Source organism: Dietzia sp. (genome assembly GCF_036741115.1).
GTDB lineage: Bacteria > Actinomycetota > Actinomycetes > Mycobacteriales > Mycobacteriaceae > Dietzia.
In genome coordinates, this window is sequence record NZ_DAINST010000080.1 from 1 (window position 1) to 12,612 (window position 12,612).

12 protein-coding genes are annotated in these 12,612 nt (G+C 69.2%); all 12 read right to left on the bottom strand.

Annotated features, from left to right (window positions below):
- Nucleotides 1–733: type I glyceraldehyde-3-phosphate dehydrogenase (locus V7E05_RS11660; RefSeq protein ID WP_333619820.1), on the bottom strand; the 733-nt coding region annotated here is incomplete at its 3' end.
- Nucleotides 734–1,016: 283 nt separating this feature from the next.
- Nucleotides 1,017–2,000: a DNA-binding protein WhiA gene (whiA, locus tag V7E05_RS11665; RefSeq protein WP_333619821.1), complete on the bottom strand. Its 984-nt coding sequence runs from the start codon at nucleotides 1,998–2,000 to the stop codon at nucleotides 1,017–1,019.
- Nucleotides 2,001–2,083: 83 nt separating this feature from the next.
- The gene (locus tag V7E05_RS11670; RefSeq protein ID WP_333619822.1) at nucleotides 2,084–3,118 is read right to left on the bottom strand and encodes a gluconeogenesis factor YvcK family protein; all 1,035 of its coding nucleotides are present in this window, start codon (nucleotides 3,116–3,118) and stop codon (nucleotides 2,084–2,086) included.
- Between the two features lie 9 nt (nucleotides 3,119–3,127).
- Complete coding sequence (gene rapZ, locus V7E05_RS11675; protein WP_333619823.1) at nucleotides 3,128–4,051, bottom strand: RNase adapter RapZ; 924 nt, start codon at nucleotides 4,049–4,051, stop codon at nucleotides 3,128–3,130.
- A 37-nt stretch (nucleotides 4,052–4,088) separates the two neighbouring features.
- Entirely contained in the window at nucleotides 4,089–6,239 is a 2,151-nt protein-coding gene (gene uvrC, locus V7E05_RS11680) for an excinuclease ABC subunit UvrC (RefSeq protein ID WP_333619824.1), read from the bottom strand.
- 114 nt (nucleotides 6,240–6,353) lie between these two features.
- Nucleotides 6,354–6,929 carry a PH domain-containing protein gene (locus V7E05_RS11685; RefSeq protein WP_333619825.1) on the bottom strand — a complete coding sequence of 192 codons (576 nt, stop codon included), beginning with the start codon at nucleotides 6,927–6,929 and terminating at the stop codon, nucleotides 6,354–6,356.
- Nucleotides 6,930–7,020: 91 nt separating this feature from the next.
- The gene (gene ribH / locus V7E05_RS11690; protein ID WP_333619826.1) at nucleotides 7,021–7,494 is read right to left on the bottom strand and encodes a 6,7-dimethyl-8-ribityllumazine synthase; all 474 of its coding nucleotides are present in this window, start codon (nucleotides 7,492–7,494) and stop codon (nucleotides 7,021–7,023) included.
- Nucleotides 7,491–8,813, bottom strand: a complete 1,323-nt coding sequence (locus V7E05_RS11695; protein WP_333619827.1) for a bifunctional 3,4-dihydroxy-2-butanone-4-phosphate synthase/GTP cyclohydrolase II — start codon at nucleotides 8,811–8,813, stop codon at nucleotides 7,491–7,493. The genes ribH and V7E05_RS11695 overlap by 4 nt, the downstream gene beginning before the upstream one ends.
- Before the next feature lie 13 nt (nucleotides 8,814–8,826).
- The gene (locus V7E05_RS11700) at nucleotides 8,827–9,465 is read right to left on the bottom strand and encodes a riboflavin synthase (protein ID WP_333619828.1); all 639 of its coding nucleotides are present in this window, start codon (nucleotides 9,463–9,465) and stop codon (nucleotides 8,827–8,829) included.
- Nucleotides 9,466–9,485: 20 nt separating this feature from the next.
- Nucleotides 9,486–10,634 (bottom strand): bifunctional diaminohydroxyphosphoribosylaminopyrimidine deaminase/5-amino-6-(5-phosphoribosylamino)uracil reductase RibD, encoded by a 1,149-nt coding sequence (gene ribD / locus V7E05_RS11705; RefSeq protein WP_442891669.1) that lies wholly within the window; start codon nucleotides 10,632–10,634, stop codon nucleotides 9,486–9,488.
- 14 nt (nucleotides 10,635–10,648) lie between these two features.
- A complete protein-coding gene (gene rpe / locus V7E05_RS11710) occupies nucleotides 10,649–11,311 on the bottom strand; it encodes a ribulose-phosphate 3-epimerase (protein ID WP_333619829.1) in 663 nt (220 codons plus the stop codon).
- A 54-nt stretch (nucleotides 11,312–11,365) separates the two neighbouring features.
- Nucleotides 11,366–12,612 (bottom strand): RsmB/NOP family class I SAM-dependent RNA methyltransferase (locus V7E05_RS11715; protein ID WP_333619830.1); only part of this gene is annotated, 1,247 nt, incomplete at its 5' end.

Consider the following 12,612-nt stretch of genomic DNA (forward strand, 5'->3'; position numbering starts at 1 on the left):
CGGTGGGCAGCGGGACGCGGACGGCGTAGCCGTCGAACTTGCCCTTGAGCTCGGGCAGCACGAGGGAGACGGCCTTGGCGGCACCGGTGGAGGTCGGGACCATGTTCAGCGCGGCGGCGCGGGCACGACGGGGGTCCTTGTGGGGCGCGTCCTGCAGGTTCTGGTCCTGGGTGTACGCGTGGATCGTGGTCATGAGGCCCTTGACGATGCCGAACTCGTCGGACAGGACCTTGGCCACGGGCGCAAGGCAGTTGGTGGTGCAGGAGGCGTTCGAGATGATCGTGTGGGCGCTCGGGTCGTACAGGTCGTCGTTGACGCCCATGACGATGGTGATGTCCTCGTTCTTGGCCGGAGCCGAGATGATGACCTTCTTGGCGCCCGACTCGAGGTGGCCCTTGGCCTTCTCGGCGTCGGTGAAGATGCCGGTGGACTCGACGACGACGTCGACGCCGTAGTCGCCCCACGGGACGGCCGAGGGGCCCTCCTTGACGGCGAGCGCACCGATCTTGCGGTCGCCGATGGTGAGCGAAGAATCGTCGTAGGACACGTCCTCGCCGAGGCGCCCGAGCACGGAGTCGTACTTGAGGAGGTGCGCGAGCATGTCGTTGGTGGTGAGGTCGTTGACGGCGACGATCTCGATATCGGTGTTGCCCGCGGCCCGAAGAGCCTCGACGGCGCGGAAGAAGTTACGCCCGATTCGGCCGAAGCCATTGATTCCTACGCGAATGCTCACGACTTACTCCTTTGTGTTGGCATGTGTCGGCAGCTGCGGGGATTCCCCTGCTGCGTCCAGCGTGCATATTTGCGGACGGATACGGCTACTGTCTCGGCGACCAGCTGGGTTCTACGTTCTACCCGTAGCGATTGACCAGTACGGATGGAGCGCGGCCGAACCGCCGAGTGTGTCGTGCATCCTACGAACACCACCATAGCGAAACGCCCCGACGCCTCTGCCGTTGGTGGGCGCCGTGTCCGCTCTCTCGCCCGATTCCTCCTGCAGTTCGTATGACGGCGGACTACTCGGAATCCATGAGGTCTTCGGTCACCGCCGCGTCGGTGTCGGGGATGCCGAGCTCGGCGGCCTTGCGATCGGCCATCGAGAGCAGACGCCGGATCCTGCCGGCGATCGCGTCTTTGGTCATCGGCGGAGAGGCGATCTGTCCGAGCTCCTCGAGCGAACTCTGCTTGTGGGTTGTGCGCAGCTCGCCGGCGGCGAGGAGATGATCGGGAACGTCCTCGCCGAGAATCTCCAGGGCGCGCTCGACGCGGGCGGCTGCGGCTACCGCGGCCCGCGCCGAACGACGCAGGTTCGCATCGTCGAAGTTCGCCAGGCGATTCGCAGTCGCCCGGACCTCGTGACGCGAGCGCGTCTCGTCCCAGGCGCGGCGGGTCTGTGGCGCACCGATCTCGGCGAGCAGCAGGGAGATGGCCTCGCCGTCGCGGATCATCACCCTGTCCGAGCCGCGTGCCTCGCGGGCCTTTGCGGTGACCCCGAAACGGCGCGCTGCGCCGACGAGCGCCATCGCCGCCTCGGTGCTAGGCGCGGTGATCTCGAGCGAAGCGGAACGCCCGGGTTCGGTGAGTGAACCGTGGGCGAGGAATGCCCCGCGCCACACCGCCTTCGCATCGTGGATGGCGCCGCGTACGAGCGCCGGCGGGAGCCCCTTGACGGGGTAACCGCGGCCGTCGACCAGGCCGAGGAGGCGGACGATATCGGTGCCCTTGTCCACCACGCGGAGCACGTGCTTGTTACCGCTGCGCCCGGTGCCGCTGCCGATCTGGTGGATTTCCGGGGTGACCCCGAACAGGCCGTCGAGCTCGCCTGCGAGGCGGTGGGCGATCTCCGCGTTCTCGACCTCCACCTCGATCACGAGGCGCGGGGCCATGGGCTGCAGGGTCCCCGCGTAGCGGATGATCGTGGCGACCTCCGCCCGACGCGACGATTCCTTGCTGTCGTGGACTCGCACGAGTTCGGCTTTGACCTGGGCGGTCAACGACATTCGGGCTCCTTCGATACTGCTTCCGGCGCTTCGTTCGCGCCCGCGCTCGGGTGTTGGGATTTCCTTCGGCCTCTTGCTACTGACTACGTCGCCGGGGTGGACCGTCCGATCTCGCCGAGAGCGCGCGCGAGCGCAGCGGGATCGTGGACCGGGCGGATGGCCCCCGACTCGGCCTCCTTGGCGACCTCGGCGAGCACGAGTTCCGCGCCGAGCTTCTCCGCAGTGCGGCGCACCTGGGCGAGTTCCCCATCGCTCAGACCCGTGCGCGGGTCGAGGACGATCGAGTCGAAGTCTACATTCGGCGCGTGCTGGCGAAGGACGTGAAGGTGGCGCTCGGTGGAGAACCCCGCCGTCTCGCCGGGCTGCGGAGCGAGGTTGAGCACGAGGACCTTACGTGCATCGGTCTCGGAGAGCGCCTCGGCGATCTCGGGGACGAGGACGTTCGGGATCACCGAGGTGAACCACGACCCCGGGCCGAGCACGACCATGTCCGCGGCGGCGATCTTCTCCGTGACCCCGGCGGTCGCGGGCGGCGAGGACGGGATGAGTCGCACGCGGCGAACCTGCCCCGGTGTGGAGGCGACGGCCACCTGGCCGACGATGGTGCGGACGAGCCGGGGATCGGCCTCGAGGCCGAAGACATCGGCCGCGATGTCGAGCGCCACCGGCGACATCGGCATGACCGTGCCGACCGTGCCGAGAAGTTCCTCGATGACCCGCAGAGCCTCGACCGGTTCCGCGAGCTGTTCCCACAGCCCTGCGAAGACGAGATTGCCCACGGCGTGTCCGGCGAGCGCCCCGTTTCCGCCGTAGCGGTGCTGGAACAGGGACGCCAGGTCCTGGTGGCCCGCCGAGCCGCCCGCGAGGGCGCAGAGCGCCATCCGGAGGTCGCCGGGAGGAAGGATGCCCAGTTCCCTGCGCAGCCGACCGGAGGAACCGCCGTCGTCGGCAACGGTGACGACCGCCGTCAGACGGGAAGCGACGCGACGCGCCGCCGAGAGGGTCGCGGCGAGCCCGTGCCCACCACCGAAGGCGACTAGGGCGCCGACGTCCTCGGTGGGGTCGACCTCGAGGTTGAGCCGTTCGCCGGCGGACTCGGGAAGCGAATCGGGGTACATGTGCGCCTCCTACTCCCTGCCGAGATCGCGATGGACCACCGTGACCTCGGCGTTCTCGAGCGAGCCCAAGGACGCGCCGAGGTGTTCGGCGACGGCGACGCTGCGGTGCTTGCCGCCCGTGCAGCCCACGCCGAGGATCATGTACCGCTTGCCTTCGTGGCGGTAACCGTCCATCGCGATTCTCGCCATGGTGCGCGCGCTCTCGATGTATGCCTCGACGTTCGCCTTGGACAGCACGAAATTGGCGACCTTTTTGTCGCGCCCGTTGAGCTCGCGGAGCTCGGGTTCCCAGTAAGGGTTGGGAAGGAAGCGCATGTCGAGCTGGAAATCGACGTCGCGCGGTACCCCGTACTTGAAGCCGAATGACTCGACGATGATCTGGAAACCGAACTCCGGGTTACCGAACGGGATCTCGAGCCTGCGACGCAGGTCGTGCACCGAGAGCGAGGAGGTGTCGACGAGAACGTCCGCGCGGGTGTGGAGGCCCGTGAGGATCGAGCGCTCCTTGTTGATCCCGTCGACGATGCCGTCCCCGGTCTGCAGAGGATGGCGGCGGCGGACGGAGTTGAAGCGTTTGACGAGAACGTCCTCGGAGGCGTCGAGGAAGAGGATGCGGGCCTGGTCTCCGAGCTCGTCGACGAAGCGATAGACCTCGTCGAGGTGATTGATGAGCCCGAGTGTGCGGACATCGAGGACGACCGCGAGCCGCTTGAGCTCCTGGCCGCGGTGGGTAGAGACCTGCGCGAGCGCGGGGATCGCCTCGATCGGCGGATTGTCGACGACGTACCAGCCGAATTCCTCGAGCACCTTGGTCGCCGCGTTCTTTCCCGCGCCGCTCATCCCCGTGACGATGAGGAACTCCTGGTCCGGCAGGAATCCGGCGTCCACCGGGAAATTCGTCTGGACTGTCCCCTCCACCTGGGTCCCCTCCATTTGTGACATTCGATCCGTGTTCTCGGTCCGACTCGCCCTACTGCGAGCGCGCGGCCGCCTCGCCAGTCGGTCCCTCGGGCAAGTCTTCCACGTTTCGGTCCGGCCCGCCGGTACGTGGCGAGAGCGCTGCAGCTATGGTCTCGGCCGCCTTGGCGCCGATGCCGGGAACGGCCCTGAGGTCTTCCGTACTCGCGCGCCTGATGGCCGCGACCGAGCCGAACTCGTCGAGGAGCGCCTTCTTCCGCGCAGGCCCGAGGCCCGGGACGGAGTCGAGGGCCGAAGAGGTCATCCTCTTGCTGCGAGCGCCGCGGTGCGCCTTGATCGCGAATCGGTGCGCCTCGTCGCGCAGCCGCTGGAGCATGTACAGACCCTGGCCTTGGCGCGGGAAGATGATCGGGTACTCCTCCCCCGGCACCCAGATCTCTTCGAGGCGTTTGGCGATGCCGACCACGGGGACATCGGTGATCCCGAGCTCGTCCAGCACGGCTTGCGCGGCCTCGACCTGTGGCTGCCCACCGTCCACGACGTAGAGCTGCGGCGGGTACGCGAAGCGTCGGGGCACCTTCGGTGCCCCGTCCGCGGCTGCTGCCTCGCCCACGGGGTCCGGTCCAGAGGCGCCGACCGCGGTTCCGGCTGTTGATTCGGCCGCTGATTCGGACGTCGCTCCGGCCCCTGCTACCGACGCCGGTCCGCCCTCGTCGGCGATGTCCTCGGGGGTCTGTGTCGGTGCCTCGAGGTGGCGGCGGAAGCGCCGGCGAGTGACTTCGGCGATCGACGCGACATCGTCGGAATGCCCCTCCCCCGCGGCCTCGGCGATGCGGTAGGTCCGGTAATCCGCCTTCTTCGGCAACCCGTCTTCGAAGACCACCAGGGAGGCCATGACATCGGTTCCCTGGGTGTGCGAGATGTCCACGCACTCGATGCGCAGCGGCGCCTCGTCGAGGCCGATCGTGTCAGCGATCTCGGCGAGGGCCTCGGAGCGCGTCGTCAGGTCCCCACTTCTGCGCATCTTGTGTTGCTTGAGCGCCTCCATGGCGTTGCGGCGGACTGTGTCGGCAAGGTCCCGCTTCTCGCCGCGCTGCGGGACTCGAAGCGAGACCTTCGAACCGCGCAGGGCGCCGAGGAGTTCGGTGACAGCCTCGGCGTCGTCGGGCAGCGCGGGCACGAGGACCTCGCGCGGCACGGCGACCCCGGCGGGTTCGGCGGCCGTCTTCGCCTGCTCGACCTCGGCTCCGTAGAACTGGGCGAGGAAATCGGCGACGACCTCTCGCTCGGCCTCCTCCGTGTTGAACTCGCCGTCCTCGCCGACACCGTGCGAATGCTCGACGACCCATCTCCGCTGGCCCTGGATGCGACCGGAGCGGACGTGGAATACCTGAACGCTCGCCTCGAGCTCATCGAGCTCGACCCCGACCACATCGGCGTCGGCGGCGCCCTCGAGGACGACGTTCTGCTTCTCCATGGTGCGCTCGATGGCCGCGAGGTCGTCTCGGAGCCGGGCGGCGCGCTCGAAGTCGAGATCCTCGGCGGCCGCCGTCATCTCTCTCTTGAGCCGGCGGACGATTGGTCCTGTGTTTCCGGAGAGGAAATCGCAGAATTCGAGCACGATCGCACGGTGTTCTGCGGCGGAGACGCGGCCGACGCACGGGGCACTACATTTGTTGATGTAGCCGAGGAGGCACGGACGGCCGAGCTGTCCGTGCCGCTTGAAAACCCCGGACGTGCATGTTCGGGCCGGGAACACGCGGGTGAGGGTGTCGAGCGTGTCGCGGATAGCCCAGGCGTGCGAATACGGGCCGAAATAGCGGACGCCCTTGCGGCGGGGACCCCGATAGACGAACAACCGCGGGTACTCCTCATTAAGGGTGACGGCGAGCATCGGGTAGGTCTTGCCGTCCTTGTACCGGACGTTGAAGCGCGGATCGTACTTCTTGATCCACGTGTATTCGAGCTGCAGTGCCTCGACCTCGGTTCCGACGACCGTCCACGTGACCTGCGCCGCGGAAGTGACCATCTGCCGCGTGCGCGGGTGGAGGACTGTGAGGTCCTGGAAATAGTTGCTCAGGCGTGCGCGGAGGTTCTTCGCCTTGCCGACGTAAATGACCCGGCCGTGCTCGTCGCGAAAGCGGTAGACACCGGGATCGGTGGGGATGGTGCCCGTCGCCGGGCGATACTTTTGCGGGTCCACTGCGCCTCCCTCCTGTGCTCGGTCGCCGGGCCTCTGCTCTTATCTGTTGGTTCTTTCGCGTCCGTTCGACTGCGCTCGGACCACGTTCGCCTCGCCCGGTTCGCGCAGTGTCGGCTACCGGTCGGCGACGCTCTCGGCGTCCGCGGCGCTGGGTTTGTACTTGCGGGCGACCTCGCGGAGGCTGCGCATCGCAGCGACCGCCGGATCGCGGTCCATCGCCTGGATGGCCTTGATTCCGGCGTGCTCGTAGGCGGGCAGCTCGAGCCGCGCCCACTGCGCCGAGACCGGGAACGTGAAGCCGACGACGTCGTCCCAGCGGAACAGCGTGCGCTGGAGGAAACCGGTGAGCTCGACGCCCGCGCGGCCCGCGCGGACCCGGATGCGCAGGGTGAGGAGTACGACCCCGGCGATGATGAGACCGATGAACACGAACGCCCATTGGTCCGCCCCGGAAATGGTGACACCGGAATCGCGGCCCGACGTGAGCGAGAGGGCCCAGAGGACGTGGATAATGATCACGGCGACCGCGGCGATCCACGCAAAGATCCGGAGCTTGCGCGGCCGGTAGTCGAAATCCCAGCCCTGCGTGTCGGAGTCAGGGATTTCGCGCTTCGCGTCTTGCCCTGAGCTCTGCCTCGCGCTTTGCCTTGCCCTTTGCCCCGCTCCGCTATTGCCATCGCCGCTGCTCACGTGGCCGTTCCTCCAAATTCGTGCATGTCGAGTCCGTGCTCGCGCCAGGCGGCCGAGCGCCACCGTCGAACACCACGATAGTCGTCGCGGATCAGAGTGAACGAAGCCGCCGGAGCTCGAGGGCCGCGCCGAGTGCCGCGGCGACGGCCTCGCCGCCCTTGTCCTCGGCGGCACCCGGATGACCGTCGCGGTCCACGGCCTGCTCGTGGGACTCGACCGTGAGCACGCCGTGTGCCACGGGGGTGGACTCGTCGAGGGCGATCCGCGTGAGGCCTTCGGTGACCGAATCGCAGACGTAGTCGAAGTGCGGCGTCTCTCCCCGGATGACGACGCCCAGCGCGACCACCGCGTCGGTCTGCTTCGCCAGCTGCTGCGCCACGACGGGCAGCTCGACCGCTCCCGCGACCGAGGCCTCGACCACGGTCGCTCCTGCTCGGGCGGCGACGTCGAGAGCGCGCTCGCGGAGGGTGGACGTGATGTCCGAGTTCCACGTGGTGCTCACGAGGCCCAGCACGAGTCCCTGCGCCGCGGGGATAGCCGCCTCGGGGCGTCCGGATCCGCTCACTGTCCTTCTCCTTCGGGGTCGCTTCGTCGCTTGCCCTCGAGACCGTCGAGCAGGTGGCCCATTCGGTCGCGCTTGGTCTGCAGGTAGCGCGTGTTCTCCGGGGTCTGACGCACCGGGCTGGGAACGCGCTCGTCGACGACGATCCCGCCGAGCTCGAGCGCGGCGACCTTTTCTGGATTGTTCGTGATGAGCCGGACGCTCTCCGCGCCGAGCTCGCGAAGGATCTGTGCGGCCACGGAGTAGTCGCGCGCGTCGGCCGGCAGGCCTAGCTCGATGTTCGCGTCGACCGTGTCGGTGCCACCGTCCTGCAGGTGATAGGCGGCGAGTTTCGCGGCGATGCCGATACCGCGGCCCTCGTGCCCGCGCAGGTAGACGACGACCCCTCGGCCCTTGGCGAGGATCTCGTCGACGGCGGACTCGAGCTGTGCGCCGCAGTCGCACCGCAACGAGCCAAACACGTCGCCGGTGAGGCATTCGGAGTGCAGGCGGGCGAGGACGGGCTCGGTCCCGGCGAAGCGGCCGCCGGTGAGCGGACCGGCGACGAGCCCGACGTGTTCGACTCCGGTGATCGTGTCGCGGAAGCCGATCGCGGTGAGCGTCCCCGCCGGGACCGGAAGCTGCGCATCTGCGACGCGCTCGACCTGGGTCTCGTTCCGGCGCAGCCACGCACGCAGCGCGTCGATGGAGACGAGCGCCAGGCTGTGTTCGTCGGCGATCCGGCGCAGCTCTGGAGTGCGCGCCATGGTGGTCGGGTCGTCCTCCGAGACGACTTCGCAGATGACACCGGCGTGCGCGCGACCCGCCAGGCGGGCGAGGTCGACGGCGGCCTCCGTATGGCCCGCGCGCTCGAGGACGCCACCTCGGCGAGCACGGAGCGGGACGATGTGCCCCGGCCGCGAGAGGCTCGCGGCGGAAGAAGTGGGATCGGCGAGGACGCGGGCGGTACGGGCGCGGTCGGTCGCGGAGATGCCCGTCGTGCCGCCCTCGGCCGCGTCGCACGTGACCGTGTAGGCGGTGCGATGCGGATCGGTGTTGTTGACCACCATCGCCGGAAGGTCGAGACGGTCGCAGTCCTCGCCGGTGAGTGCGACGCAGACGTACCCCGAGGAGTATCGGACGAGGAAACCCATGAGCTCGGGGGTCGCGGCATCGGCGGCGAAGATGAGATCGCCCTCGTTCTCGCGGTCTTCGTTGTCCACGACGATGATCGCCTTGCCAGCGGCGATGTCCGCGATAGCGCGCTCGACGGAGTCGAAATAGACGCCGTCGCCCGCGGGGTCGGCGCTCGAAGAGTTGGGGGGCGTCGAAGACGTCGTCACGGTGTGGCCGACCTCAGCTTTCGGTCTCGGTGGGGGCCGCGGCGGCGGGGAACCCCGCGAGCCGGGCGATGTGTTTGGCGACGACGTCCGTCTCGAGGTTGACGGCCGCGCCGATCTCCAGCGCGCCGAGGGTCGTATCGGCAAGTGTCGCAGGGATGAGCGAGACCTCGAACCACTGCTCGGGTTGTCCCGCAGCAGAGACCCCGGAGACGGTGAGCGAGACGCCGGAGACGGCGATCGAGCCCTTCTCGGCGACGAGGGGCGCGAGCGCATCGGGGAGCGAGAAGCGGAGCACGTCCCACTTCTCGCCAGCGGTGCGCGAGAGTAGTGTGCCGGTGCCGTCGACGTGGCCCTGGACGATGTGTCCGTCGAGCCTGGAATCGAGGCGTGCGGCGGCTTCGAGGTTGACCGCGGCACCGACTTCGACGTGGCCCATCGCCGTCCTATGCATGGTTTCGCCCATGATCTCGGTGACGAACGATCCGTCGCCGGGAAGCTCGGTGACAGTGAGGCATACACCGGAGGTTGCGATCGAATCGCCGAGCCACGCGCCGGACAGCACCTCGGGCCCGCGGATGCGCATGCGCACGATATCGGCGTCGCGATCGATCGACTCGATCACGCCGATCTCGCGGATGATTCCGGTGAACACGCTGTGCGCTCCTCGTTTGCTCATTCGGCCGGCGGGTGTGCCCCGGACCCCGGCAGGTATTTTCCTTGTGAACCGGGCAAGGTCTCGGCGGGCACGAGCTCGGCGAACAGGTCCGTGCCCACGACCTCTACGTACTCGATGGTAAACCGGCGAGCGTCGTCGATCGTTCCCACCCCAGCATCGCCGAGCGCGGACGAGCCGGCTCCGAGGAACACGGGGGCGATATACGCCTCGACTCGGTCGACGAGCCCCGCCCGCAGAAACGCTCCGGCGAGGCGCGGTCCGCCCTCGAGCAAAACCTCCTCGGTCGGGCGCCCGAGGCGCTCGTCCAGACTTCGGATCGCTGCGACCGGATCCCTCGTCCGCAGGTGGGCGAAGAGCCCGTCACCGTCGCCCCGAATCCGGGCGCCCGGCTGAACCTCCGACTCGCCCATGGCGCAGCGCAGCGGCTGATGTTCCAGCCGCTCCCCGTCGGTGTCGCGCGCGGTGAGACTCGGATCGTCCGCTGCTACGGTCCCCGAGCCGACGACGATCGCGTCGTATCGCGAGCGCCGCTCGAGCGTGTGGGCGCGCGCCGCGGGGCCTGTGATCCACTGGCTCGTCCGGTCGGCCGCCGCCGAGCGTCCGTCCATCGAGGCGGCGTACTTCCAGGTCACCCGCGGCCGCCCGTGCTGCTGCCGGAACAGCCAGGGACCCAAGGGGCCTGCGAGGACGCCTGCGGCTCCCGGGATCGCGGCGTCCGGCGTCAGCCCTACTCCCCCGCGGACTTCGAGTCCCGCAGCGGCGAGGCGCTCCGCACCACCGGAGGCCAGCGGGTTCGGGTCGTGCGCCGCGAAGACGACGCGCGCGAGACCCGCGGCGATGATCCTCGCGGTGCACGGACCCGTGCGCCCGGTGTGATTGCACGGCTCGAGGGTGACGACGATCGTCCCACCCGCGGCTCGGTCTCCCGCGGCGTCGAGAGCGACGACCTCTGCGTGCCTGCCGCCGGGCGGTTCGGTGACCCCGACGGCGATGAGTTCACCGGTGGCGTCGAACACCGCTGCGCCGACGGTCGGATTCGGCCGGGTGGTCCCCCAGCGCTCGTGGGCCGCCGCAGCGGCGACGGCCATTCGGCTCTCGTCGAGTCGGGCCGCATCCTCGGGTCGTGCCGCGCCGTCCGCGCTCATTCGACCGTCGCTGCTCACGCGACCGTCGCGCGCTCGCGAAGCAGCTCGATCGCGGCGTCGGGGTCCGCGGCGCCGTAGACCGCGGATCCTGCGACGTAGGTGTCGCAGCCGGCCTCCGCGGCGGAGCCGATGGTCTCCGGCGAGATCCCACCATCGATCTCGAGCCGCGTCTCAAGGCGGAGCCTGTCGATCTCGGCGCGGAAGGCGCGGACCTTATCGAGCATGTCGGGCATAAAGGACTGGCCGCCGAATCCCGGCTCGACGCTCATTATGAGGATGAGATCGAATTCGGAGACCATCTCGAGGTAGCCGTCCGCGAGGGTGCCCGGCTTGATCGTGAGACCGGCGCCGCAGCCTCTCTCGCGAAGGCGGCGCGCGATGCCGACGGGGTCGTTCGTGGCCTCGGCGTGGAAGGTCACCGAATGGGCGCCGGCGTCGACATAGTCACTGACCCAGCGGCCCGGGTCCTCGATCATGAGATGGCAATCGAGAGGCTTGTCCGTGACCTTGGCGATGGCCTTCGCCACCGGCGCCCCGATCGTGAGGTTGGGGACGAAGTGCCCGTCCATGACGTCGACGTGGATCCAGTCTGCGGAGGGAATCCGCTTGATCTCCTCGTCCAGCCGTGCGAAATCGGCGGAGAGGATGGACGGCGCGATGATCGGTGCGTGGCTCATGCGCTCCATCCTAGGATCCCGGCGACTCGCGGAGCCACGGGCGCGCGTCTCCGCCTACGCACGCCGGAGGGCGCACATGAACATCGCGTCGGTGCCGTGGCGGTGCGGCCACAGCTGCACCCACGGGCCGGCCTCGCCGGCGAGCGCATCGGGAAGCCCGGCACGGACGTCGACGAATTCGGCCTTACCCCTTCGGACGGCGTTCTGGACGACCGAGACGGTCTCGGCGAGATGCGGCGAGCACGTCGCGTAGAGGACGATGCCGCCCGGACGAACGAGCTCGAGAGCGCTGGCGAGGAGCTGGCGCTGTAGGGCGGAGAGCTCCGCAACGTCCTCGGGGCGGCGGCGCCACCGCGATTCCGGGCGGCGGCGGAGCGCGCCGAGGCCCGTGCACGGCGCGTCGACGAGGACGCGGTCGAAGCCCTGCTCGAGGCCGGGATCGCGGCCGTCGGCGACACGGACGGTAACGGGCAGCCCGGCCGTCGCGGTCTCGATGAGCCGCGCCCGGTGCTCGGCAACCTCGATAGCGGTGACCTTCCCGCCGTCGAGAGCCGCAAGCGCGCCGAGCATGGCCGCCTTCCCGCCGGGCCCGGCGCAGAGATCGAGCCAGCGGCCGCCGTCCTCCCCCTCGACCGGTGTGTTCGCCGCGGCGAGGGCGACGAGCTGGCTGCCCTCGTCCTGGACGGCGGCGAATCCGTCGCGGACGGCCTCGAGCTCGCCCGGGGCGCCGGACGGCAGGTGCACGGCGTACGGGGACAGCTCTCCTTCTTCGCCGCCGGTGACGAGCGCGAGCTCCTCCGCCGTGATGGCGCCGGGGCGGGCAGCCAGGTGGACCTTTGGCCGGGCATTGTCGGCGGCGAGCAGCTCGGGGAGCTCCGCGGCGGCCGAGCCGAGTGACTCGGCGAACGCGCGGACGATCCAGTCCGGGTGCGCGGATCCGAGCGCGAGGCGCTCGACTGGATTGGTCACCCCCTCGCGCAGCTGCTCGGTCCATGCCGCGAGGTCCTTGGCGGCGACCTTGTGTAGGACCGCGTTGACGAAGCCGGCCGCGGCGACCATGCCGTTCTTCTTCGCGAGCGTGACCGTGGTGTCGACCGCCGCGTGCTGGGCTATACGGGTGTAGAGGAGCTGGTATGTGCCGAGACGGAGCACGTCGAGGACGTCGGCATCGATCTTCGCCGTCGATCGGCCCGCGGCCGCGGCGATGATCCGGTCGAGCTGCCCCTGGGAACGAGAGGTTCCGTAGGACAGCTCGGTGGCGAGCGCCGTATCGCGCTCGTCTAGCTTGGCCTTCGCGAGCA

Bases quoted from the DNA above. Each gene is read 5' to 3' on its own strand.
- whiA (WP_333619821.1), bottom strand. From the start codon at position 2,000: ATGTCGTTGACCGCCCAGGTCAAAGCCGAACTCGTGCGAGTCCACGAC.
- V7E05_RS11670 (WP_333619822.1), bottom strand. From the start codon at position 3,118: ATGTACCCCGATTCGCTTCCCGAGTCCGCCGGCGAACGGCTCAACCTC.
- rapZ (WP_333619823.1), bottom strand. From the start codon at position 4,051: ATGGAGGGGACCCAGGTGGAGGGGACAGTCCAGACGAATTTCCCGGTG.
- ribD (WP_442891669.1), bottom strand. From the start codon at position 10,634: ATGAGCGCGGACGGCGCGGCACGACCCGAGGATGCGGCCCGACTCGAC.
- rpe (WP_333619829.1), bottom strand. From the start codon at position 11,311: ATGAGCCACGCACCGATCATCGCGCCGTCCATCCTCTCCGCCGATTTC.